The 24,666-nt window shown below is 64.1% G+C and carries 15 protein-coding genes and 2 pseudogenes; 3 read left to right on the plus strand and 14 right to left on the minus strand.

Translation table 11 applies throughout. From position 1 onward, the window contains the following. Positions 1-85 precede the first annotated feature (85 nt). Entirely contained in the window at positions 86-3,970 is a 3,885-nt protein-coding gene (locus GUY23_RS18110; RefSeq protein ID WP_166975194.1) for a phosphodiester glycosidase family protein, read from the plus strand. A 122-nt stretch (positions 3,971-4,092) separates the two neighbouring features. After that, positions 4,093-5,079: a selenide, water dikinase SelD gene (selD, locus tag GUY23_RS18115; protein ID WP_166975197.1), complete on the plus strand. Its 987-nt coding sequence runs from the start codon at positions 4,093-4,095 to the stop codon at positions 5,077-5,079. Positions 5,080-5,143: 64 nt separating this feature from the next. On the opposite strand, the gene GUY23_RS18120 is transcribed toward selD, so the two are convergent. Then, a complete protein-coding gene (locus GUY23_RS18120) occupies positions 5,144-6,220 on the minus strand; it encodes an IS110 family RNA-guided transposase (RefSeq protein WP_166975200.1) in 1,077 nt (358 codons plus the stop codon). A gap of 614 nt (positions 6,221-6,834) precedes the next feature. Between GUY23_RS18120 and GUY23_RS18125 the strand changes: the two genes are divergently transcribed. After that, positions 6,835-7,635 carry an alpha/beta fold hydrolase gene (locus GUY23_RS18125; protein ID WP_166975202.1) on the plus strand — a complete coding sequence of 267 codons (801 nt, stop codon included), beginning with the start codon at positions 6,835-6,837 and terminating at the stop codon, positions 7,633-7,635. A 63-nt stretch (positions 7,636-7,698) separates the two neighbouring features. Here GUY23_RS18125 and GUY23_RS18130 read toward each other — a convergent pair whose 3' ends face one another. The 13 genes and pseudogenes from GUY23_RS18130 to GUY23_RS18190 all read right to left on the minus strand — a co-directional run bounded on the left by GUY23_RS18130 (position 7,699) and on the right by GUY23_RS18190 (position 24,655). After that, positions 7,699-8,430 (minus strand): maleylpyruvate isomerase family mycothiol-dependent enzyme, encoded by a 732-nt coding sequence (locus tag GUY23_RS18130; RefSeq protein WP_166975205.1) that lies wholly within the window; start codon positions 8,428-8,430, stop codon positions 7,699-7,701. Between the two features lie 3 nt (positions 8,431-8,433). Next, positions 8,434-9,270: a fumarylacetoacetate hydrolase family protein gene (locus GUY23_RS18135; RefSeq protein ID WP_166975208.1), complete on the minus strand. Its 837-nt coding sequence runs from the start codon at positions 9,268-9,270 to the stop codon at positions 8,434-8,436. Further along, entirely contained in the window at positions 9,267-10,379 is a 1,113-nt protein-coding gene (locus tag GUY23_RS18140) for a cupin domain-containing protein (RefSeq protein WP_166975211.1), read from the minus strand. Before GUY23_RS18140 ends, GUY23_RS18135 begins: the two co-directional genes overlap by 4 nt. A 39-nt stretch (positions 10,380-10,418) precedes the next feature. Next, positions 10,419-12,062 carry a (2,3-dihydroxybenzoyl)adenylate synthase gene (locus tag GUY23_RS18145; protein WP_166975214.1) on the minus strand — a complete coding sequence of 548 codons (1,644 nt, stop codon included), beginning with the start codon at positions 12,060-12,062 and terminating at the stop codon, positions 10,419-10,421. Then, complete coding sequence (locus GUY23_RS18720; RefSeq protein ID WP_228282859.1) at positions 12,059-13,201, minus strand: acetate--CoA ligase family protein; 1,143 nt, start codon at positions 13,199-13,201, stop codon at positions 12,059-12,061. Before GUY23_RS18720 ends, GUY23_RS18145 begins: the two co-directional genes overlap by 4 nt. Positions 13,202-13,363: 162 nt before the next feature. Continuing rightward, positions 13,364-14,215: pseudogene (locus tag GUY23_RS18725) on the minus strand (CoA-binding protein); the annotation flags it as partial. After that, on the minus strand, positions 14,181-15,767 hold the full coding sequence (locus GUY23_RS18155; protein WP_166975219.1) for an FAD-dependent monooxygenase: 1,587 nt from the start codon (positions 15,765-15,767) through the stop codon (positions 14,181-14,183). The gene GUY23_RS18155 and the pseudogene GUY23_RS18725, both read right to left, overlap by 35 nt. A gap of 90 nt (positions 15,768-15,857) precedes the next feature. Continuing rightward, positions 15,858-16,676, minus strand: a complete 819-nt coding sequence (locus GUY23_RS18160; protein ID WP_166975222.1) for a PaaX family transcriptional regulator — start codon at positions 16,674-16,676, stop codon at positions 15,858-15,860. Between the two features lie 489 nt (positions 16,677-17,165). Further along, entirely contained in the window at positions 17,166-18,440 is a 1,275-nt protein-coding gene (gene nrfD, locus GUY23_RS18165; protein ID WP_166975224.1) for an NrfD/PsrC family molybdoenzyme membrane anchor subunit, read from the minus strand. Further along, on the minus strand, positions 18,437-19,564 hold the full coding sequence (locus GUY23_RS18170) for a 4Fe-4S dicluster domain-containing protein (protein ID WP_166975226.1): 1,128 nt from the start codon (positions 19,562-19,564) through the stop codon (positions 18,437-18,439). The genes nrfD and GUY23_RS18170 overlap by 4 nt, the downstream gene beginning before the upstream one ends. A gap of 425 nt (positions 19,565-19,989) precedes the next feature. After that, positions 19,990-23,175: pseudogene (gene fdnG, locus GUY23_RS18175) on the minus strand (formate dehydrogenase-N subunit alpha); the annotation flags it as partial. A 198-nt stretch (positions 23,176-23,373) separates the two neighbouring features. Continuing rightward, on the minus strand, positions 23,374-23,802 hold the full coding sequence (locus GUY23_RS18185; RefSeq protein ID WP_166975235.1) for a thioredoxin family protein: 429 nt from the start codon (positions 23,800-23,802) through the stop codon (positions 23,374-23,376). A gap of 106 nt (positions 23,803-23,908) precedes the next feature. After that, positions 23,909-24,655, minus strand: coding sequence for an ABC transporter permease (locus GUY23_RS18190; protein ID WP_208085411.1), 747 nt, complete (start codon positions 24,653-24,655; stop codon positions 23,909-23,911). Between the last annotated feature and the right edge of the window lie 11 nt (positions 24,656-24,666).

Here is a 24,666-nt window from a genome sequence, read left to right on the forward strand (position 1 = left end):
CAGCTCGAAGGTCGCCATGCCCTCTTCGCTTCATCCTGCCTGGTCACACTCACGATTCACCCGTAAGGGCGCGCAACGCTCGCCTGTGTTCACTCCCGCCATTCTCGCGGTGCTCGCGGTGCTCGCGACTCTCGTCACCCCCACTGCGGCGATCCCTTGGCACCACGGCCCCACCTCGGCGCCGGCCTTTGCCTCACCGCCGAGCGATGACGACCTCGGCAAGGACGGATCGTCGCTGCGCTCGGCGGAGACAAAGCGGGTGGCGCCGGGTCTCGAACTGACGAACTTCTCCCGCCTCGAGGACGGCGGCTGGAACAACGGCAATGTGCTCACCGCGGACCTGACCACGGATTCCCTGTCGATGGATATCCGGGACCCTGGGAAGGTCGCTGCAGCCGGTACCACCAGCGAGATCATGGCAGGCGGCCCGGACGGGAAGAAGGCCGTCGCCGCCGTCAACGGCACGTTCTTCGACATCAACCAGTCGTGGGCGCCCATCTACACCTCGGTGTCGAAGGAGGGAATGCGCGTCGGTTCGAAAGAGCCGAAGCCTGCGCTCACCCTCGATGACAAGAAGGCCGCCGTGTCGATGCTCTCGGCCGCGGGAACGCTGACCCATGGCGGCGAAGAGACGGACCTCGGCGGATTGAATAACCCGGAGCTCTCGCCCGATTCGATCGGTGTGTACAACGAAGCGTGGGGTGAGCACACGCTCGACCGTCCCGTCGGCGGTCCCGACGACCTCGCCGCCGAAATCGCCCGCGTCACCGTCGTCGACGGCACCGTCACCGCCGCCTCGGGGATGGTCGATGAAGCCGGAGATCCCGAGATCCCGACCGACGGTCAGGTCCTGCTCGGCCGCGATGCCGGGGCGAAGACGCTGTCGGAACTCGAGGTCGGCGATGAGGTCGACGTCGAGATCGGACCCGGTGAGGACATCGACCTGGGCATCGCGGGCAGCCACCAGATCCTGACCGGCGGCGCGGTCCCCGACTTGCCCGCCGGCGACCTCGAGGACACCGCACACCCTCGCACTGCTGTGGGGATGAGCAAGGACGGTTCGGAACTATTCGTCACCACCATCGACGGACGCAGCGAATCCTCGGGAGGCATGAGCCTCGAGGACATGGGTGAGCTCCTCGCCGACATCGGTGCCTACAACGCAATCAACCTCGACGGCGGCGGGTCGACGACGATGCTCGCCCGCACTGCCGGCACGGACGCACCCGTCGTGCAGAACGACCCCTCCGACGGTGAGCAGCGCACTGTCGCCAACGCTCTCGTCTTCTACTCCGATGCCCCTGCCGAGCAGCTGAGCGATGCGCAGATCGAGCCCGAACTCGACGGACAGACCGCGGTACTCAAGGGGATGAGCCGCACAATGGCGGGAACGGGGCTCGGGGCGAACCTCGAACCCGTGGCCGCCGCGGGGGTGTTCTCTGCCGACGGCGGAGTGAGACTCGACGAATCCGATGAGACGAGCGCACGCGTGACCGGTGAGACGACCGGCAAGGGGCGCGTGAGCTACGTGGTCGACGGGCACACCGCGCGGACCGACATCGATGTTCTCGGCGAACCGGTCGGACTGTGGCCGAGCGCGCGGACGATCAGCCTCGAAGATGCCGAGGACGCGCAATCGGTGTCCCTGACCGGCTACGACTCCGAGGGCAGACGCTCGCTCATCGAAACCGGCGACATCGAGGTCGACGCCGATGAAGGGCTCAGAGTCGACACCGACAGCCTCGGCGAACTCATCATCTCCGCCGGTCCGGAAGCGACGAAGAAGGCCGGTGACAACCAGCCGACCTCCGGGAACGTCACGCTCGGCGTCGGGGACGTGACGACGACGATTCCGGTCACCGTCGGCACCGATTCGAAGGAGGTCCTCGACTTCTCCGACACCTCGGCGTTCACCGACGGCGCAGACCGGGCGACCGGGTCATTCACTGTCGGGAAGCCCGACCCGGACGGCAACCCGAGCATCGATCTCAACTACGACTTCACCACCTCCTCGGCGACACGCGGCTACTACCTCATCCCGAAGGATCCGGTGAAGCTGGAAGGCAGGACCGTGGCGTTCGAGATGATGGTCCGAGGTGACGGTTCCGGAACCTGGCCGAGGCTGCAGGTGAGCACACCGGATGGCATGGTGACGAACATCGACGGCGATCACATCGCCTTCGACGGGTGGCAGAAAGTTCGCTTCACCGTCCCCGAGGGACTGTCGCAGCCGCTCACCCTCGAACGGATCCGGATGATGGAGACCCGCTCGGCCGAGAAGTACAAGGGCGACATCTCGATCTCCGATCTGCAGGCGATCTCCACGCCCGAGACCGACGATCCAGCGCCTTCGGCACGGCATGATCCCGCACTGCTGACGAACGGATCCGTCGACGACCGCCCGCAGCACATCGCAGTGATGAGCGACGCCCAGTTCGTCGCCACGGATCCCGATTCTCAGGCCGTCGACGGTGCCAGACGGAGCCTGCAGGAGATCCGGGCGGCGAAACCGGACCTGCTCGTCATCAACGGCGACCTCGTCGACGAGGCGTCCCCGGCCGATTTCGAGCTGGCGAAGACGATCCTCGATGAAGAGTGGGACCCGTCGATCCCGTACGTCTACGTTCCCGGCAACCACGAGGTCATGGGCGGGAAGATCGAGAACTTCGAAGCCGCATTCGGCACGTCCTCCGGCGAGCGCACCATCGGTCGCACGAAGGTGGTGACCATGAATTCCTCGGACGGGACGCTCGGTGGCAGCGATGACTCACAGCTGAACACGCTCGAAGATGCCCTCGACGAGGTGGCCGACAGTCACGAGCTCACCGGCATCACCGTGTTCTTCCATCATCCCCCGCAGGACCCGCTGCCGTCGAAGACGAGTCAGCTGACCGACCGTCGGGAGGCCGAGGAGTTGGAGAGGGAGCTCGGTGAGTTCCGCAAGGACAGCGGCAAGTCCGCGGCCGTGATCAACGGGCATGTGGGGGCGTTCCACGGGTCTGCGGTCGAGGGCGTGAGCTACCTGATCAACGGCAACTCCGGGAAGGATCCGGCGGGAACTCCGGCGACCGGCGGATTCACCGGGTGGACGATGCTCGGCATCGATCCCGGGGTCGGTGATGTCGGGGAGAATCCCACCACGTCCGATCGGATGAGCTGGTTGGCCGCAGAGACGAAGCCGCGCGTGGATTCGATCTCTCTTCAGGCGCCCGGTTCGCTGGCACCGGGTCAGTCCGCCGACGTGTCGGCCGCGTTCACGCAGGGCGAGCGCACCGTTCCCGTCGGGTGGCCGGCCACGGCTCAGTGGGGTGGTCAGGGCGTCATCGTCGATACCGGCGCCGAGGCTGCCATGCAGAAGGCGATGGGCGCGGAGGTCAGTGCCCAGGCATTGGCATCCAGTGCCCCCGAGGCGGCGTCCGACGTCGTCCGCGTCAACCCGGCGACGGGTCAGATCACTGCGGAGAACCCGGGCACAGCGACGCTCGAGGTCACCGTCAACGGCAAGACTGCAGAGGCCACCATCGAGGTCGCCGGTGAGGAGCCTCCCCCGGGTCCCGGTGACGACGACGGATCGGAGGACACCGGTGGCGACGAGGACGGCGGGCCGGGCCAGGACGGCGGGTCGGAGGCCGCTAGGGCCGATGATGTCGCGGATGGGACCGACGGCGATTCCGACGGATCCGGCTCCGGATCGTCGGGTGGAGGATCCTCGAACAGCTCGCCCAACCGCGACGCGAGCACGAGTGCTTCAGGGTCCTCCACCGCTGGGTCAGAGGACGGCGCATCGACGGCAGCAGCCGGCAGCAGCGCGAACGCCGGCAAGTCGCCTGACGGCGGCGGGGATCTGCCGCGCACCGGCGGACCGGTTCTGTTCACCGCGCTGCTCGGTGCACTCCTCCTCGTCGGCGGAATCATCGCCGTCAGGGGGACGCGCGCACGTCGAACCGGCCGCCTATCAGGGCGGCACTGACCCAGGCGAGCGCACATCCGATGGCCGCTGCCGCCTCAGCAGCAGTGCCACCTCGGCGAGATTCCATCGCCCGCCTTTCGGCACCGAGTGACGGCCTTCACCACCGGTGTTAGTCTCGCCGTATGACTGCCACACAGGAACGTCTGACCTCGTTCGCCCACGGCGGAGGATGCGCCTGCAAGATCCCGCCGGGTGAGCTCGAAGATGCGGTGCGCGGACTGGTCGGTCAGCCGGGCCCCGATGTCCTCGTCGGACTCGATGACGGCGATGACGCCTCGGCGGTGCGGGTCCGTGACGACCTTGCGGTGCTCTCGACTGCAGATTTCTTCACCCCCGTCGTCGACGATGCCTACGACTGGGGGCAAATCGCCGCAGCCAATGCGCTTTCGGACATCTACGCGATGGGCGGGACACCGGTCACGGCGATCAACCTCGTCGGTTGGCCTCGCGAGGTCCTGCCGATGGAGCTGCTGTCCGAGGTGCTGCGCGGCGGACTCGACGTCGCGGCGCAGGCGAACTGCCCCGTCGCCGGCGGGCATTCGATCGACGATCCCGAACCGAAGTACGGCATGGCCGTGACCGGTGTGGCCCACCCCGATGAGCTCATGCGCAATGACGCCGCCGAGGCGGGGCTTCCCCTGACATTGACCAAGCCGATCGGCGTGGGGATCCTCAACAACCGGCACAAACAGACCGGCGAAGTGTCCGAAGAGGCTGTCGCCACGATGACCGCGCTCAACGCCGAGGCCTCCCGCGCGGCCGTGGCAGCCGGAATCCGCGCGGCCACGGACGTCACCGGGTTCGGTCTGCTCGGACACCTGTTCAAGATGGCACGCGCCTCCGGGGTCGGAGCTGTCATCGACGCGGCTGCAGTGCCCCGCCTCGGCGGCGTGGATGAGTCGATCGCCGCCGGTTATGTCTCCGGTGGAACGCGGCGCAATCTTGATTGGGTACGTCCGCACCTGACCGCGGACGACTCGGTGACCGAAGACGATCTGCTGCTCCTGGCCGATGCGCAGACCTCAGGCGGGCTGCTCGTCGTCGGCGAACTGCCCGGTCACCCAGTCATCGGCGAGATCGTCGTCGGATCCGGCGTGCACGTGCGGTGACCCGCAGACCAGTTCGGCGTACTACCTGACGGCGGCCCAGCAACCTCGATCCTTCTATGTCTTGTCAAGCGGGTTGAGGAACGGTATCTAGCGCGTTGAGGATCTTGTAGACCCGACGCGCTAGATACCATTTGAGTTTGCGTCGGATTTCCTTCTTCGACTTCTTCGTCGGGTCCTCACCGTAGTGCTTGGCGACATAGTCTCGGGTCCGTTCATCATGGATCATCCGGTTCATGATCACCGTGTGCAGGGCCCGGTTTAATTGCCGGTCCCCGCCCCGATTCAACCGGTGACGATGCGTGTTGCCCGACGAGGCAGGAATCGGATTCACTCCCGCCAGAGCGGCGAATGCTGCTGCGTTGCGGACCCGGCCGGGATGGGACCACGCGGTGAAGCACACCGCGGCACTGAAGGGCCCGAACCCGGGCTCATCCAGCAAGGCAGCCGCCGGGCTGGCCTTGACGAGTTCGGCGAGTTTCGCGAGGTTGCCTGCCAGCTCCTCATCAAGGGCGAGAACACGTTTAGCCAGGCGAATCGCTTCCTCCCGGGCAGTGGCTAACCCGATGTCTTCCTTCCTGTCTCGCCACCTCGAGATCTCAGCAACCTGGTCAGCTGTCAGTGACGTGCGGGCATCAATGCCCAGGTCGTTGGTGCGCACCAGCGCGGTCAGAGCATTGATCTCACGGGTACGTTCCTTGGACATCGCGTCCCGGGCTGCCAACAGCACGCGAAGTGCCTGACGCACGCCTTCGCCCTGGCGCGGCCACCGCAGTTGATCGGCTTCCAACCGCAGTACGGATTCAGCGATTCGGTGGGAATCGAGTTCGTCGCTCTTGCCCACTCCGTGGCGGGCTTTGGCGTCCATGCGCCCGGCTTCGACGACGGGGTATCCGGCCATGGTGATGTGCCCGGTGAGTACTGCCCCGTAGGAGGCGGCACCTTCGACGACGAAGAGTGTGTCGAGGTCACCGTCGGTGCGTCGACCGACCCAGCTCAGTGCTCGTTTGATGCCCGCCTGCGTGGTCGGGAAGGTGCCGGTGTCGATGAGGGCACCGGTGTTGGCGATGATCGTGTAGACGTGGTTTCTGGCGTGTGTATCGACGCCGATGAAGAAACTGTATAAGTGCGCGACAATGGACATAGCGGTTCGAAGCTCCCTGTTTGACCGATAGGTTGTGCGGCCGCTTGCGGCCGGTACCGGTCCGGGTTGAAGGTCACTTCGGAACAACACTGTGATGAGTCACACCTCCTTGGTTACTAGGGGGTGGACAGCCTTCTGATCAAGTTACCGATGTGGGCCGAGCTGGTGCCGGCCGCACCATCCATGTGATCGGACAAATCGACGTCAAGACACCACTGTGTGGGTCAGCGCGAGGTGGAGTCACGATCACTGGATGGAGAGGCCAACACCTACTCTGCCAGCCAGTCCCAGACCAGCCACTGTCAATACTCACAGCGCGAGGTTGCTGGGCCGCCGTCAGGTAGCAATTGTGGGGCGAGCCTGACCGTTGAGCTTTCGCCGCTCTGAGAACTCCTGTGTCCCGACGAACGCTGATTCACCCGCTGTCCTTCCGGAAGACCGGCAAATCGTTTCGTACCCATCCGCGATTGCGGTCAAACAAGCATGCCGGAAACTATTCAAGTAACAGATCTGTGCCGGTAGTATTGTTTCTGTTACATTAAAATCACGGCCAGCGAGTGCTTCCCGTTTAAATGACTCGCCAGCCGCGATCACCCACGACAAAGGAGTTGAGCATGCCCACAGAATCGCAGTATCTGACGACCCAGTCCGCCGATGGAACAGAGATCGGCTATTACGTGCAAGGACAAGGTCCAGCTCTGGTCATCACTCATGGATCGGTCGGCACGGCCGAAGACTGGAGAGGTACGACCGCTGCACTGGAGAATGATTTCACCTGCTACGTCTACGATCGGCGCGGCCGGGCTCACAGTGGAGACGGAAACAGCTATTCGATGGAGTCGGAAATCGCCGATATCGCCGCACTGATGAACATCGCCGGGCCTGGAGCCAGTCTCCTCGGGCATTCCTACGGCGGGCTCTGCGTGCTCGAATACGCTCAGCGCCATACGATTCCGGGCACGCTTTTCCTCTTCGAGCCCCCATTGCCCATGCACGGACCAGTGGCTGGTCCGCGTCTCGAGGACTACCGCGATGCCATCGCTGCTGGTGACAACGAAAAAGCCATCGAAATCGCACTCGTCAACTTCGTCGAGTTGCCTGCAGAGGCGATCCCTCATGTTCGTTCGACTCCGTTGTGGGAGTCAATCGTCCCCTTGGCTCCGACCTGGACGCGTGAGCTCGAGCAGATCGACGCGCTCGGCGCGAATACCGATCGATTCTCCGCTCTCTCCGGCCGGCCGACTCACGTCATCGCCGGAACCAGCACAACCGGATTTCTCCTGGAATCTGCCCACCTGCTCAACCGCGTGATCGTTGATTCGACCATCACCGAGCTACCCGGCCTCGACCACTTCGCACATATCGTCGATCCACAAGCCTTCGCCCAAGCTGTGCGTCAGGGTCACAAGGGCTGAGGTAGGGCGTTCAGCACAGAAGAGTGGGGGTGCCGGTCGGCACCCCCACTCTTTGCATTCACGTCACAGCCATCGTGGAGCCAGCACATCAGCGCCGACATCCAGACCAGAGGGACTCCGACCAGACGCCCACCCGAGGACAGACGCGAGATCACCCCGCACCTCGGGAACGTCGGCCCTCCACGGTCCGGAAGAAACCTCGGGCGCATCGGTCACGGAGATCGACACCTGTTCGGCCTCACCCTTCTTCTTCCAATGACCGAGTATGTCGGCGAGGAGTCGCACTGCGACATCCCTCGGAATATCGGCTAGTCGACCACCATTGTCGAGGTCGATTGCGTGTAACCAGACCTCTCGGGTGCGCATCCACAGCGTCTCCGACATCGGGACCTCGCGCCCCTGCGCCGTGCGCACAAGAGAAGACCACGCCTCATCCGAAGAGTCCCGCCACTCCACATCGAGACTGATCGCTGCATGATCATGCAGATGGCGCAGCGCGCGAACCGGCAAGGTCGACCCGAAGTCGATCTCGGCATCCCGAGCCTCGCTCGATTCGTACATCGGTGTTTCGGTCCCGGTGTTAGCCCACTGCACCAACCTGGTCAGCGCGCGGGCGTTATAGCCGACGTGCGCGACAAGATGCCTCCGCGTCCAACCCGGGAGCAGAGTGGGAGCGTCGAAGTCCGCATCCGAGAGCTCATTGACCTTACGAGAGAAGAACGCGGTTCCCCGCCGTACAGTCAGGAGACCATCCTTCACCGCGGGATCGGTCGTCAGGTCGTGTCGGGCGACCACGGTTCACACCGCCTCGACGATGGTGTTTCGGACCTCGCCGATTCCGGAGATCTCCACAGCCACCTCGTCGCCGGGCACAAGGAAGACCTGGGGATCGCGCGCGCGGCCGACACCGCCTGGCGTACCCGTGAGAATGATGTCACCGGGCTCGAGCGTGATCATCGTCGAGACGTACGCGACGAGCTGGGAGGAGGAGAACAGCAGATCCGAAATGGCGTGCTCCTGCATCACCTCGCCATTGACCTTTGTCGTCAGCACCGCTGATTCCGCATCGAATTCGTCGGCGGTGACCATGACGGGCCCCAACGGGGTTGTGGCCTCCCACATCTTTCCTTGTAGCCATTCCTTGGTTCGGAACTGCCATCCGCGCATGGAGATGTCGTTAGCGACAGAGTATCCCGCAATCGCCGCTCGCGCCTTCCTCTCGTCGGCCCGACGCACAGTCTCCCCGACGATGACGACCAGCTCACCTTCCCAATCGAGCTCCGGGTCCTCGGGAGCGAATGGGATGTCTGATGTCGGGCCGGTCAGAGTTTCAGCGAACTTGGCAAACAGTGTTGGATACTCTGGCAGGTCCCGCCCCATCTCAAGGATGTGATTGCGGTAGTTGAGCCCCACGCAGACTACTTTGCCCGGTCGCGTGATGAGTTGGTCCACTCTCGCCTGCTCAGCAGGTATCACTCGCTTACGATGTGTGAGCGCTTCGGCTGCAACGGTCTGCCAGTTCTCTCCACTCAGCAGTGACCCGACGTCGACCGCTGACTCGATCAGCACATAGTCTTCGCCGTCGAACACTGCAGCGCAGGTGCCATCGTCGATTGTCAGTGTGGCGAGTTTCATGGATTGACTCCTTCGATATGGGTGCGGGCGAAGTTGAGCTTTTCGACGATCGGACGATCGCTGAACGCAAAGAGGTCGAGACTGGTCTCTGCCTCGATCCGCACGGCCGACCACGAGGGGGCAACCACTACATCGCCCTTCTCGACTTCGTGAACGGTGTCATCGATGACGAATCGGCCGCATCCCTCGAACACCTGGTAGACGTCCGATCCGACCTGACGAGTGGTGGCGGTGGCGGTGCCCTCCCGCAGACGATGGAACTCAGCCCGAATCGTGGGCATCACATCTCCGCCGTCCGTCGGATTCATGTATCGGATCGCAGCGTGGCCCTGTTCGACTGTCGCGGGAAATCCTTCATCCTCGAGCCGCAGCTGCTCGGTCAGTGCGCGATCTGTATGCTCCCACCGATAGGCACCGATCGGTGAGTTCACCGTTGTGCCCAGCCCTGACAGCGGACGAAGTCCTGGGTTGCACCACAGGCGTTCGGACCGGGAGATATCCGGTGTTGACTCATCGGTGACCCTGTCGATGCCGAATTCGAAGAACGAAGTGTCCGAGTAATGGACGAATGGAATATCAAGGCCGTCGATCCACGCCATCGGCTGATCGGTTTCGTTGTGGTGTCCGTGGAAATTCCATCCGGGCGTGAGGAGGAAGTCACCGCGGCTCATTCGCACCGGATCACCGTTCACCACGGTCCACACGCCCTCGCCTTCGACGACGAAGCGGAAGGCGTTCTGCGAGTGCCGATGTTCGGGCGCTACCTCGTGCGGACCCAGATACTGGATCGCACACCAGAGAGTCGGAGAGATATACGGCCGACCGTCCAGGCCGGGATTGGCCAGCGAGATCGCTCTGCGCTCTCCCCCACGGCCCACCGGAACCAGCTCACCCGCCTCCTCGGCCAATGGCAGCAGATCCTTCCACCGCCAGGTGTACGGTATCGCCTGCGGTTTCGGCACTTCCGGCATGAGGTCGCCGATCTCTGTCCACAGTGGAATCATATGGTTGTCGGAGAACCTCGCATAAAGTCTCTCCAGTCGCGCAGCCTCCTCCGGACTCGGCGGCGGAACCACCGGCAGATTCGGGTCGTCGTGATCGTTCATCATGTCTTCCTTTCGTGTCATCGATGTCTGACAGTTGATGGATCAAGCTTCGGCCGAGGTGCGCTGTCGGATATCGTCGCGCAGCTCTTTCTTGTTGATTTTGCCGACCTTCGTCATCGGAATCTCCTCGACGATCTCCAGACGTTCAGGCAGCTTGTACTCGGCGATGCCAGCATCGGTGAGTGCGGCACGCACGTCCTCGAGACTGGCCTGCGCCCCCGGCTGCAACGTGACGTACAGACACAGGCGCTCTCCGAGCACGTGGTCGGGCATCGCGACGACTGCGGCCAGTTCCACCTGCGGAAGTCGATAGACCAGGCTCTCGATCTCCTCGGCGGAGATCTTCTCGCCGCCGCGGTTGATGATGTCTTTGTCTCGTCCGTGAACGACAAGATTTCCATCTGGGCGACGAACGACGATGTCACCGCTCCCGTACCAACCGTCGACGAATGATTTCGCGTTCGCCTCCGGTGCCCGATAGTAGCCTCGAGGCGTATAGGGGCCACGGGTGTAGATGAGACCTTCCTGCCCATCGGCAACTGTCTCACCGTCAGGACCGACGATGCGGACCTCATCCAGCTCGCTGACAGGGCGCCCCTGCGTCGTAGTGATCACTTCGAGCGGATCATCGAGGCGAGTCATGTTGATCAAGCCCTCGGCCATGCCGAAGACCTGCTGGAGCGTAGCACCGAGCAGCGGAGTGACCCTCCGTGCGATCTCGTCGGGAAGCCGCGATCCTCCCACCTGCACCGTGCGAAGCGTCGACAAATCAATCTCGCTTGGCGACTGTTCGACGTGTTCGAGCCATCGTTGCACCACGGCAGGCACCGCTGCAGTGATCGTGACACCCTCAGTTTCGATCGCTCGCAGTACCCGCTTCGGCTGCGGACTCGGTAAGGTCACCACGGTTCCACCTGCGAAGAGAACACCGAGGATGCCTGGGCAGGCGAGTGCGAAATTATGGCTGGCCGGCACACAGACCAGATAGACTGCGTCGACGTCGATTCCAGCCACATCGGCGCATAGGCGCGCATTCAGCTCGTAGTCATCATGTGTCCGCGAGATCAACTTGGGAAGGCCAGTGGTGCCACCGGAGAGTAGGAAGAGTGCTACCGATGAGCTTTCCGGATGGTCGAGTTCACTGAGTTCTCCTGCCGAGGGCGCGAGAAGTTCATCGAGCGAGACGTCCTGCCCGGCCTGTCCACTGACGATGATGGTCTTTAGGTCCGGTGCCTCATCACGAATGATGCGAGCGAGAGCTCGGTGGTCGAAATCCTTGAGTGTATCCGGAACGACGATTGCCCGGGATTCCGAGACCTCTGCGATTCCAGACAGCTCCACTTCCCTGTGCCCAGCCAGAGCCATGACAGGAACAATTCCCGCTCGCGCACAAGCAAAGGTGAGCACCACGAACTGCCAGCAGTTAGGCAACTGAACGAGGATCCGATCATCGGGTGCAAGCCCGAGATCCAGCAGTCGACGGGCTCCAGCTTCTGCCCGGTCGACGAGTTCTCGGTAGCTGATCCGCACATCGCCATCTACCAGCGCGATCTTTTCGGGCAACTGCTCAGCTACCTCGAGCAGTGTGGTGAACAGAGTCTTACCACGCCACAGCCCCTGTGACCTGTATTCAGCGGCGATCTCAGCGGGCCAGGGGACGGTATGAACTGTGCTCGGGCTTGTCATCGGACTTCCTCCTCGTCGTCGAGCAGAACTGCAGGTTGTGCTGAAAGGTCAGGCGTCGCGGTGATGACGGCGTCGAGAGCGATGAGACCTGACTCGGTAAGGCGCAACGGATTGATCTCGATCTCATGCACTTGCGGGTTCGCCGCCAGCAAGCGGCCCAGCCGAGTAATGATCTCCGAGAGTTCGCCATGATCGAGCGTCGGGCCACCGCGAAAGCCGTCGAGCAGCGGGGCGCATCGCAGCTGCTCGGTCATTGCACGGAGGTGGGCCTCGGTTGCGGGCAGACTGATGATCGCAGAGTCTTCGTACACCTCCGCTTCCACGCCCCCGAGGGCGAGAACTCCAACGACCCCGAACACCGGGTCCCGGTGCACACCGACGAGCAGGTCGATTCCGGATGAAGCCATCTCCTCGATGAGTGCGGCGCGGGCGCCGATGTCAGCGAGTTCGACCAGCGCCGCAACTGCCTCGTCACCATCGTTGATGTTGAGATGAACTCCCCCGATGTCGGTCTTATGCAAGATGGAGGAATCTAGGATCTTGATCGCCACCGGCGGCGATGCGTTGGCCAGCACGGAGCCATCGAGGCTTTCAGCCAGATTCTCGATGACCCAACGTCTGGGAGTTCGTATGCCGGCGGTCTCGAGTATGTCCTTCGCGGCGGCCTCATGCCATGGCCCGGGCCCCAGATCATATTCGTCTGTCACGTTCGTGCGGTTCGCTTCTGTCGGAACGACACCATCGGCCCCGTGGTCTGAAAGCGCACGCGACCGCGCGTCGGCGGACAGCGCCCTCATGCCTTCGGCCAGGGCGGTAGGGCCGAGGAGGACAGGTATCCCTTCCCCAGCGGCACGACGAACCTCGGCGACCTCAGCGCTCGGGCCATCAACGCCGACGAGTACTGGAACGGTGGGATCGAGGTCAGCTTGCGCCACTGCCTCTGGCAATGAGACGACCGGTTCGGTGATTCCATAGACTCCGACCGCGTCGATACCCGGATCGGCGGCGACGATGCTGAGGACCTCTGGATATTCCGGCCCTGGTCGTCCGGTATCGACTGGGTTGGAGAGGAACGTCAGTGGCGGAAGAAGCCGAGACAGGGCAGTGACGCTGTCGTCGCGCAGACGCGGCAGATCCACTCCCGAACTGAGCAGCTCATCATTGATGATGAGTCCCGGTCCGGCCTGCCCGGTGACCAGTCCGATGCCGGCGGCCGCATTCGCAGGCAGGCGGCGACCGCTCAGCGCCGTCGCGGCGTTGACGAGTTCAGTTTCCGAATCCACGACTACGGCACCGGCTTGAGCAATCAGGGAACGAGTCGTAGCCCACGATGTGGCCAAGGATCCAGTATGCGACTGAGCGAATTCACCGACTTCGTTGCGCCCGACGACAAATGCGACGACAGGTTTGACTTGAGACAGAGCACGCACTGAGGCGAGCAGCCTCGGCCCATCCGGAATGGTCTCGAGATGGAGAGCAACACATCGGGTCGCCGGATCATCGGCCAGATAGTCAAGGAGATCCGGTGCTGTGACGTCGATTCCTCCTCCTATACCGACACCGAGGCTGACTCCCGCCCCCATATCGGCCAGTCGAAAAGACACAGCGTGGTTGACGCCGCCAGAGGCTGCGACGACTCCGACCCGACCTGGTTTCAGCGAGGTGACACCGGGGACGAAACTCGAGAACAGACCGCTGCCCGGAACAAAGAAGCCGGATGTATTGGGGCCCAGCAGGCGGACCCCGGTCGACTCGACCGCCGCTTCGATATCCGTCTGGTGCTGCTGACCTGATTCCCCGGCTTCCACGAAGCCCCCGGCGCAGACTACGACAGCACCGACGTCCGCTGCTGCGCATTCGATGATGGCGTGAGCCGTTGCGGCAGCGGGAATGCACAGCACAGCAAGATCGATGTCCGGATGCGCAGCGACAGCCGCATCGATCGAGCTGAACGGACCTGACCGCGGATTGACCGGGACGACTTTGCCCGGGAATTCAGCGAGGGACTCCATCATCGTGGCACCGAGCTTGCCAGGGGTGGTTGAAGCTCCGATGACAGCGATTGCGCGCGGTTCGAAAAGGGACTGTAGGGTCTCGGTCCGCGGTTTCGACAACTGCTCAGTCATCGGTTTCCCCTCCGACGACAACCGCATCCGCGCGTCCCGAGAGGATGACGGTCTCGGGATCGAGCCGGTCACCCGGATCGATTCGGAGGACGGTGGTGGCACCTCGGCGGAATCGCAGTTCTTCGCTCACGCGCACACGATCAAGGGAGTCGCCACCGATGACGTAGACGGTGCTGCCCGCAGGGGTCCCAGCCGCGATCGTCTCGGGCGATTCGCGCCGAACATCGCTGGGCGGCTGAAGACGCAGGACGGCATCGGTTCCGATTACGGTGCCAGTGGTTTGGCCACAGCCTGCGATATCGCTGACCGGAACCTCGTCGTCTCCGCAGACGAGGGCCGAGCCGGCATCCCGGAGCAGCCTGCCGGACAGTTCGGTACCGCCGAGGCGAACGGAGCTGTCCAGCGCGGCCGAACCGCCATGTTCGGAAGCCCACTCACTTCTTACGGTCTCGACGAGTTCGGGGTCTCGGGGAGCGATTCGGTCGATTCCGATGGAGCGCGAAAAGAAGTGGAAGGCGAACTGGGTGGGGTCCATGTTCTCGTGGTACAAACCGAAGTTCTCCCACCAGCTCAGGCCACCACGTGCAGAGTCCTGGATCTTTCGCACTGCGGGGACTCGCTCAGCTTCATATGCTTCGAAGGCAGCAGACAGGTCCGGATGGTCAGCGGTGAGTTCTCGGGCAAGAACGATCGCGTCCTCCATTGCCATCTTTGTGCCCGAGCCGACCGAGAAGTGGGCGGTGTGCACGGCGTCTCCGAGGAGGACGATGTTGCCGCTGTGCCAGGTCTCAGAACGGCGCGTGCGGAAGTTGGCCCAGCGGGAGTTATTGACGATGATGCTGCCGTGATCGATGTCTTCGGCGAAGAGTTCGGCGACGAAACGCTGAGTCTTCTCATCGGAGACGCCGGGTGGCTGCGTGACATCGAATTCGTCAAGTCCTGCGCGTTTCCAGGTCTCTGCATCGGTTTCGACGATGAAAGTGCTTACCTCATCGCTGATCGGGTAGGCATGAGCGGCGAAGTTGCCGAATTCGCTGCGTCTGTGAACAAAAGTGAGCCCGTCGAACATGTGGTCGGTTCCGAACCAGATGAACTTCGCATCAGCTTCTTCCACACTGTGGCCGAGCTCGGATTCGACCGTTCGACGGACGATGGAATTGGCTCCGTCGGCTCCGACGATGACGTCATAGTCGCTCAGTTCCTCGAGCGAGGGGACATTGCTGGCAAAACGCAGATCTACTCCGACTTCTTCAGCTCGAGCATGGAGCAGGGGCAACAGAGTGCGACGATGGATTGCGGCCATGCCGTTGCCGCGGAAAGCACGCTTCTCTCCCTTGGACAGAACGGCGATTTCGTCCCAATGACGGCCGTGCTCGGCCAGGCCCCGGTGCAGCACGTCGTCAGCTTCGTTGATTGCGCGCAGAGTGGCATCGGAGAATACGACGCCGAAGCCGAAAGCGTCCTCTGCACGGTTGCGTTCGAAGACCGTGACTTCAATGCTGGGATCATTCCGCTTGAGCAGGGTAGCGAAGAAGAGGCCACCCGGCCCACCTCCGACACATGCGACGCGAAGAGACATTTGGATTCTCCCTCGAATAGACGATATGCCATAAGAGTAACAGTTTTCGTCCTACCGTCGTCAATATGTTTCGAGTTAGAATTTCTGCGACTACACCACGGGGCGCTCGAGACGCCTACCGACCACTTCTTCGAAATAGGAGTCAGCTTGTTCTGCGAGAGATGCGTGCACACGCCTGAACAGCTCGAACGCTGGGCGACCGGGCCAATCGACGGGAGAGAGCTCGATCGGCAGCTCGGGATCGCGAAAAGTCAGGCGTCGCATATCGGCGACCATCGCCGTGCGCACGCGCAGAGCCTCGGGCCCGCTCGAGAGGGAGGTTCCGCTTTCATAGGACGAGTAGTCCGCGATGAAGTCCCGGTAGTCTGCAGCGAGCTCCGCGAGATCCCAACAGCGCTCGGTAAGATCTCTGTCCGTAGTCACCCGCGTTGTCCGGGTGCGCAAGACATCAAGAGACGCATCAGGAAAATCGGCAGCCAGCCTATCGATTCGATCGACCATCTCGTGCGGCGACATCCATGTCGAAGTGGCAAGCTGCCCAAACCCCAGCCATGTGAGTTGTTTGCGCATAGCTTCTCGATCATTGCGGGAGGACTCGGGGACTTGATAGAGGACCTGCGTCCACCACCCATCCCATTCGGCGTCGACGCGCGTGAAGATCCGCTCCCGACCTTCGGCGATCACCGTCGACATAGCCTCACTTAGGCAATAGACCGATTCTCGGCCCTCACGACGCGTGGTGAACCACCCGTCCTTCTTCAAACGCGCCATCGTGACCCGAGCCGTTGCCGGATCGATTCCGAATGCTTCCAGCAAAGTGCTAAGCCCTCCGAGGCGGGCCTCCCCTTCGGCGTACCTGTAATACTCCCCGAACAGATCCATCACCAAGGATCGAACACGTTGCGACATCGGTGCCTCCTTCCAGTTCACGCCCAGTTGCTGTGGACCGCCGATCCAATCAGCGCCGCGGTTGATCGCTCCTCACGAGAGTACGACTCGCCTAGCAATGGGGTTCAGTATTCCACGAAACAAACTCAGAATGCATGACGCGCATTTGTTTCACCAGACTATGGTGAAACGACAATCGGTTGATTGGTCGCCGAAAGTCCTGAGTTATGGTGACAAGCGGACAGCGGGAGCCCGCAGCCGGACGGCCCGAGGGCACCACGGGCATCCGTCACCATTTGGCACACAACCACCCGTTGCACTGCGGTGTTATGTCGCTAACGGTGATGGACGCAGAGCTGACTGTAGGAGCTGCCGCGAAGTGTTGGCGAAGACGCTACCGGTGCGGGGTGCTTCCGGACCGCGCGAAGGTGGCAGCAGGCGCGGCGGCGGACTCGATGCGATTCCCGCGCACAGTCCCGGACTTCGCAGGTCCCGCGCAGTCCCCGAGCTCTACTGGCCGGTGGTGATCGAGTCGTCGTTGATGCCGCGGGCGCGGCGCTCTTCGAGGCGAGCGCGCTGCGGTTCGACGACGTGACGGGGGTCCTTCGTCGACTCGATACCGGCCTCGAGCATCCCGAAACGGGTGTACGCCGAGGCGGCCGCCAACGCGGCACCCGAGACGACGGACAGTCCACGCAGAACGGCGCGAGTCTTCCAGCTGCGTTTGCCCACGCGGCCCACGCCACCCAAGCCACCTGCTGATCCGACGGCATCGGCGATCTTCTCGACGGTGCTGCCGGTTGTGCCTGCACCCCGCCCACCGAGCTTCTTCGCGAACACCCGCGCGCCCACCTCGACGGCAGCGGCGCCGACAGCGCCCGCGATGAGCAGCTTCTCGGCACGGTGGAGCTTGTGTCCCGGTTCGCCGTCTTCCATCGGGTCGACCTCGGCCGGGTGCATGCGCTTCTTCATCCGGCTCATCGCGACCATATCGCCAACGGCCCCGGTGAGCGCGAGCAGTCGCGCCGGGCCCGTCTCCCGCACCGGAGCGAGCGCCATCGCAGAACCCCCGGCAGCCAGGGAAGCCGAAGACACGAATACGTACGGCAGACCGTTGCGACCGGCAGCGTTCCAGGTGGGCACGGCCGTCGCACCGAGCAGCACCGCCGTGTACGCGGCCAGCGGTGTGGCGAAGAGTGCCGACTCGAGGGCCGCCGGAGTCTCCATCGCGTGGAGCACCTTGCGCAGCGGTCCCAGCGGAAGCAGCTTCTCCCCCGTGACCCGGTCGAGCTCGACCGCGAACGTCACACCCGATCCGACGCCGAAGCCCGAAAGGATCCAAGTGCCCAGACTCATCGGCGAGGACACCTTGACCACGCGCATCATGTTGATGAACCGTTCGGGCCGGCCGAGGTCGGCGACCAGTGCCACGCCGCCGACACCGGTCGCGGTGATCGCCGTCATCCGGGTGGCGATGCGCAGACCGGGCCGATCGGTCATCTGTGCGCCGAGGCCCAGCAGCGACGACCCGCCGGCGAGTCCACCGAGGAACAGGTAGAGCGCGATCTCGTGGCCCCACGGCGGAGCCTTGACGATCGGTCGACCGTAGTACGAGGTGAACTCGACGTCCTCGACCATCGGCATCTCGCGATTGCCGTCGGAACCGCGGTTCTTCCACCCGCCGCCACGGCGACCACCGGGACCTCCGCGGCCACCTCGGCGACGTTTCTTACGTCCGCCTTCGGGCTCGGGTGGGCGGTAGGAATCGTATTCGGAGACGCTCATGAACGGCGGCTCCCGAGGAACGCGAGGCCGACCGCCGCGACCATGCCCAGCGCCGCAACACCGGCATGGGCGAACATTCCGGGCAGGTCCTTCGTCGCCACCCGAGGATCCGGCGGCAGGCCGTAGACCTCGGGTTCGTCGAGGAGGAGGAAGACGGACCCGGTGCCGCCGACTCCGTCGTTGGGGTTCGCTCCGTAGAGCCGGGCCTCGGTCAGACCCTTCGCGTGGAGTTCGGCGACTCGTTCATGCGCCTTGTCCACCATGTCCGTCCGGTCGCCGAACTTGATCGACTGAGTCGGGCAGGTCTTCGCACACGCCGGCTCCTCACCATCGACGAGGCGGTCGTAGCAGAGCGTGCACTTGTTCGCGGTGCCCGCGTTCGGGACGTCCATCTCCGCGGCCTTGCGGTCATCACGGTCGGTGGGCGTGTTGATCGTGCCGTCGTCACGACGTTCGATGACGCCGAAAGGGCAGCCGGCCACACAGGTGCCGCAGCCGTTGCAGACGTCGTTCTGAACGACGACGGTGTCGAATTCGGTGCGGAAGAGCGCTCCGGTCGGGCACACGTCGAGGCAGCCGGCGTGCGTGCAGTGCTTGCACACGTCCGAGGACATCAACCACCGGAAGTCCGCGGTGTCCGGTGGGGTGGTGTCGACCCCGGTCAGATCCGCCGGTTCGAGTGCCCCGGGGGCGAGGAGATCGACATCGAGTTGCGGCGTCGTCGGCAGTCCGTCACTGGTCCGACCCTCATCCGCGGCACCGAGCGCCCCGCCCAGAGGCTGGGCTGCGGCACTCTCATCGGTGCGGGGCCGGATGGTGGGCATGCCGAGGTTGACGAGCTTGCGCCCGGATTCGCGGGCCTTCTCGATCCGGTCCGAGTCCTGCTCGATGAAGGCGACGTGACGCCAGGTATTCGCGCCGAGGCTGCCCGTGTTGTCGTACGAGGAGCCGAGCAGTTCGAAGGTTCCGTCCTGGGGATTGCGGTTCCATTCCTTGCAGGCGACCTCGCAGGCCTTGCAGCCGATGCAGATCGAGGTGTCGGTGAAGAACCCCTTGCGATTCTGCGTCGAATCGTGCCAGTGGCCGTCAGCGACCGTGCCGCTGTCCAACGTCGAAGCCGACATCAGTCATCCTCCCCTTCATCGCTGGTTCCATTGTCCACCTGATCCGAGCCCGTGCCGGCATCCGACGTGCCGGAGCCCTCGGCCTTCTCCCGGGCGCGTTCGTCGAGCTGAGCCTGCGCACGCTGCGCCTGCTCCGCCTCGGCGTCGCGGACCTCGGAGTCAGTGACGGCCGATCCGTCGAGATCACGGCCGTGATCGGGATCGCCGTCGGTCGTGTCCCCGTCATCGGCCGCATTTGCGTCGGCCGTGTCGACCGGCTGCAGATCGACGCGTCCGGTGCGATCATCGGCGCTCTCGACCGTCGGAGCGTCGACTGTTTCTCCGCCGAGCGTCTTGCCCGGGGTCACGCCCACTGCCGAGTCACCTCCGCGGTGGGGGTGGCCGCCGACGCTGTGTCCGGCACCGGCGGCGGAGGCCGCTTCGACATCGGATTCGGGCGCAGTGACCTGTTGGTTTCCGGACTCCGTGGTCAGACCGGCCTCACGCTGGTACTTCTCGACGAAGTCGACGAGCTCCGGTCCGCGCGGACGCCTGCCGGGCACGATCGTGCCGGCGACGTACTTGCTGTTCTGGATGAACACGTTCGGATCCATCGTCACGCCCAGCAGGTCGTTGGCGGAGTCGCCCTCGACGACGGCGCCCTGACCGCCCACGCCCCAGTGGTAGGGCAGGCCGATCTGGTGGACGGTGCGTCCGCCGATGGTCAGCGGGTTCATCCGCTTCGTCACGAGCACGCGGGCCTCGATCGCCGCCCGCGGGGAGACCAAGGTCGCCCACCCGTAGGGCTCGAGCCCCACCTCGGCGGCGAGCTCCGGTGAGATCTCGCAGAACATCTCCGGCTGCAGCTCGGACAGGTACGGCAGCCAGCGGGACATGCCGCCGGCGGTGTGGTGCTCGGTGAGCCGGTAGGTCGTGAACACGTACGGGAAGACCTCGGAGCCGGGATAGCCGGCACCCGATGCGGACAGGTTGTCCCCGCGCCGCATGACCTTCCGCGTCGGGCTGTTCTGCTGCGGGTAGAGCGGATTGGCGACCGTCGACTCCTGCGGTTCGTAATGCGTGGGCATCGGGCCGTCGACCATGCCGCTGGGCGCGAAGAGCCATCCCTTGCCGTCGGACTGCATGATGAACGGGTCGTCACCGTCCAAGTGGGCAGGACCGCCGTAGGCCTGATCCGACCTCGCCGCGGGGGCGCGATCGATGGGGAAGTCGGGCACGTCCTTGCCCGTCCACTTCCCGGCCTCTTCGTCCCACCAGACGAACTTCTTCCGCTCCGACCAGGGGGTTCCATCCGGGGCCGCCGAGGCGCGGTTGTAGAGGATGCGCCGGTTCGCCGGCCACGCCCACGCCCATTCGGCCGCGGTCTCGTCCTGCTCGCTGCGCGGTTTGCGCCGAGCGGCCATGTTCACACCACCGGCATAGACGCCGGCGTAGATCCAGCAGCCACCTGCTGTGGTTCCGTCGGAGGCGTACTGGTTGAAGTTCTCCAACGGCTGGCCATCGTCCTCGCCGCCGACCCGGTAGCCGTTGATCTCCTTGACCACGGCTTCGGCATCGACCTCGCCCTCCTCGTCGACCGGGTAGTCCCAGGTCAGATCGAGCAGCGGACGATCACGCGGATCATCGGAGTCGGCCAGCTTCTCCTTGATCCGCTGACCGAGCTCGTAGAAGAAGTCGAGTTCGCTCTGCGCATCCCCCGGCGGGTTGACGGCCTTGTGCCGCCACTGCACCAGACGCTGGGTCTGAGTGAAGGTGCCGGCCTTCTCCGTGTGGTTGGCCGCGGGCATGAAGAACATCTCGGTCTCGATGTCCTCGGTCTTCATCTCCCCGGTCTCGATCTCCGGGCCGTCCTTCCACCAGGTGGCGGATTCGATGAGGCTGAAGTCGCGCACGACCATCCACTTGAGATGGCTCATCGCCATCCGCTGCATGCGGCCGTTGGCCGACCCCACGGCAGGGTTCTGGCCGAGCAGGAAGTACCCGTCGACACCGTCGTTGAGCATGCGCACCTGCGTCTGGTACGTGCCGTGGGCGCCGTTGATGCGCGGCAGATAGTCGTAGGCGAAGTCGTTGTCCGGTGTCGCCGCATCGCCCCACCAGGCCTTGAGCAGACTGACCGCGTAGCTGCGACCGTTGGCCCAGAAGCCCTTGTGGGTCTCCGGGGTGCCGACGGCTGCGACGTAGTCATCGAGGGTGTCGTGGACACCGGCGCTGGGCATCGGCAGATAGCCGGGCAGCAGGTTGAACAGCGTCGGAATATCGGTCGATCCCTGGATCGTCGCGTGTCCGCGCAGCGCCATGATTCCGCCGCCCGGTCGTCCCATATTTCCCAGCAGAAGCTGGAGGATGGAAGCGGTGCGGATGAATTGCGCGCCGAGGGTGTGCTGAGTCCAGCCGACCGCGTAGGCGAAGCACGTGGTCCGTTCCCGGCCCGAGTTCTGCGTCACCGATTCGAAGAGGTAGTCGAAGTCGGCGGGTTTGATCCCGCAGTTCTCCTCGACCATCTCGGCGGTGTAGCGCGAGTAGTGCCGCTTGAGGATCTGGAACGCCGTCCGCGGGTCCTCAAGCGTCGGGTCGGTCAGGGGCGCACCGTGCTCATCGGTCTGGTAGGACCAGGTCGAGTTGTCGTACGAGTTCGTCTCCGGGTCGAAGCCGGAGAACAGTCCGCCGAGGTCCTCGGTGTCGACATAGTCCTCGCTGATGAGGTTCGCGGCGTTCGTGTAGGCACGCACGTACTCGTCGAAGTGCTTGCCTTCGGTGAGCACCCGGTTGATGAGCGCGCCGAGCAGCACGATGTCCGAGCCCGCCCGGATGGGGACGTGCTTATCGGCAATCGCGGTGGTGCGCGTGAATCGAGGATCGACGTGGATGATGCGGGCACCTCGGGCCTTGGCCTCGCTCACCCATTGGAATCCCACGGGGTGGCACTCGGCCATGTTGGAACCCTGGATGATGATGCAGTCCGCATTCGCCATATCCTGGACGGGTTGTGTGGCGCCGCCTCGCCCAAACGAGGTTCCCAGACTGGGAACCGTGGCGGAGTGTCAAATACGCGCCTGGTTCTCGATCTGTATGGCTCCCGCGGCGGTGTAGAGCTTCTTCGCGAGGTAGTTCTCTTCGTTGTCGATGGTCGCCCCGCCGAGGCTGGCGATGCCCATCGTGCGCCGCAGCGGGTGGCCCTTGTCGTCGAAGTCCTCCCAATGCCTGCGGCGGGCTTCGAGGAAGCGATCGGCGATCATGTCGATCGCGGTGCTCAGTCCGATCTTCTGCCAGTCCTTGGCCCGCGGTGCGCGGTAGAGGACGTCGGTCACGCGGCCGGGAGCGTTGACGAGTTGTTCGCTGGCAGCACCCTTCGGGCACAGGCGCCCGCGCGAAATCGGCGAATCGGGATCGCCTTCGATCTGAATGACCTTGTCGTCCTTGACATAGATCTTCTGGCCGCAGCCGACGGCGCAGTAGGGGCACACAGACTGGACGACCTTGTCGGCCTCAGCGGTTCGAGGAGTGGTGTCTCGGGTCTTCTGGGACGTCACCGATTCGCCGCGACCCGTCCGATCGGACGTGCGGAACTGCCGGAGTACCGGCCATTCAAGGAAGCTGAACCGAGCCATGGCTCAACCATAGCCCTTCGTGACCGCGAAACACATCCGCAGGACCGTGGTGAAACGGTTTCGTCCTGCGAGGTGAGACCGGGTCTCGGCGACCAGACTAGGAACGCAGAAAGCCGGGTCGGCTCCTGCTCTCAGGAGCCGACCCGGCGCACGGAGAGGACGGCGTCCTCGAGTTCGGCGCTCACCGGTTCGTGGAGGTCACCTATCGACGCCCGGGTCGGCCGGGATCGAATCCGGGCCGGTGCCTTCGGGCTCGGCAGCCTCGGCGGCGGCCTGCTTATCCAGTTCCGCGCGGACTTCGTCCATATCGAGTCCCTTGACGGCGGTGATGACCTGTTCGAGCTGGGGTGCGGCGAGCGCGCCTGGCTGGGCGAAGACGACGATGCCCTGGCGGAAGGCGACGAGGGTGGGGATGGAGGTGATTCCGAAGAGTCCGGCCAGCTGCTGCTGGGCCTCGGTGTCGATCTTGCCGAAGACGATGTCGGGGTTGTCCTCGGAGGCCTTCTCGTAGACCGGAGCGAACTGCTTGCATGGGCCGCACCAATCGGCCCAGAAGTCGAGGAGGATGATCTCGTTGTCGTTGATGGTCGATTCGAAGGTGTCCTGAGTGATCTCGATCGTAGACATGGGCGCCAGTCTAGGGGCCGACCATGAATACTCACTGGACAGGGGCATCACTGGCGTACGTGAGGCGCGCGCGACTTCACTGCTCGGGGGCAGACAGGACGGGCTTTCACTGCTCCGGGGCAAGCAGAACGCGTGCACCGGCGGCGATGTGGGTGCCGAGGACCGCAGTGATCGCTCCGGCGAGGATGAGCGAGCCGAGCACGACGATCTGGAACTCGGCGGCCTCGAGCGGTGACGCACCTCCGAAGAGGGCGCCGACGAAGGCTCCGGGAAGCGTGACCAGTCCGGTGTTCTTCGTCTGATCGAGGTTCGGCAGCAGCGCCTCTCTGATGGATTCGCTGCGCAGACGCGCCACCGCCTGCCGAGGCTTGGCGCCGAGGGACAGCCACGCCTCGACCTCTCCGGATCCGGTGCGCAGGTTCGCGGCGAAGCGCCGCATCGACAGGGTCGCCACGGTCATGCAGGTGCCGGTGACGATCCCGGCGATGGCGATGACCCGCTCGAATTCCCGGTCGACGAGACCGAGGACCAGCACGAGCCCCAGAGTGGTCAGGGATCCGACGATGACACCGGTGACCGCGCCGAGGCGGCCGCGCGGCAACTGCCGGGCGCGCCGCAGGGAGGTCACCGAGGCGGTGGTGAGCATGAGGGCGATGAACGCGGCGACGGTCCACCACGCGTTGAGGGCACCGTGGAGAAGGAGCGCGACGAGGGCGAGCTGGACGACGGCACGCAGGATCGCGACGATGGGCAGCCACCCGAGCCCCACCTCGGCGAGGCGAAGGATGATCACCGCGATGACGACGAGCACGGCGATGCCCAGCAGCAGCGGCAGGACCTCGGCGATCAACACGAGATCAGTCT

This window comes from Brevibacterium atlanticum (assembly GCF_011617245.1).
In the GTDB taxonomy this organism is placed as follows: domain Bacteria; phylum Actinomycetota; class Actinomycetes; order Actinomycetales; family Brevibacteriaceae; genus Brevibacterium; species Brevibacterium atlanticum.

Coding starts and splice junctions, on each gene's coding strand:
- selD (WP_166975197.1), top strand. CDS start 4,093: ATGACTGCCACACAGGAACGTCTGACCTCGTTCGCCCACGGCGGAGGA.
- GUY23_RS18120 (WP_166975200.1), bottom strand. CDS start 6,220: ATGTCCATTGTCGCGCACTTATACAGTTTCTTCATCGGCGTCGATACA.
- GUY23_RS18125 (WP_166975202.1), top strand. CDS start 6,835: ATGCCCACAGAATCGCAGTATCTGACGACCCAGTCCGCCGATGGAACA.
- GUY23_RS18135 (WP_166975208.1), bottom strand. CDS start 9,270: ATGAAACTCGCCACACTGACAATCGACGATGGCACCTGCGCTGCAGTG.
- GUY23_RS18140 (WP_166975211.1), bottom strand. CDS start 10,379: ATGATGAACGATCACGACGACCCGAATCTGCCGGTGGTTCCGCCGCCG.
- GUY23_RS18145 (WP_166975214.1), bottom strand. CDS start 12,062: ATGACAAGCCCGAGCACAGTTCATACCGTCCCCTGGCCCGCTGAGATC.
- GUY23_RS18155 (WP_166975219.1), bottom strand. CDS start 15,767: ATGTCTCTTCGCGTCGCATGTGTCGGAGGTGGGCCGGGTGGCCTCTTC.
- GUY23_RS18160 (WP_166975222.1), bottom strand. CDS start 16,676: ATGTCGCAACGTGTTCGATCCTTGGTGATGGATCTGTTCGGGGAGTAT.
- nrfD (WP_166975224.1), bottom strand. CDS start 18,440: ATGAGCGTCTCCGAATACGATTCCTACCGCCCACCCGAGCCCGAAGGC.
- GUY23_RS18170 (WP_166975226.1), bottom strand. CDS start 19,564: ATGTCGGCTTCGACGTTGGACAGCGGCACGGTCGCTGACGGCCACTGG.
- GUY23_RS18185 (WP_166975235.1), bottom strand. CDS start 23,802: ATGTCTACGATCGAGATCACTCAGGACACCTTCGAATCGACCATCAAC.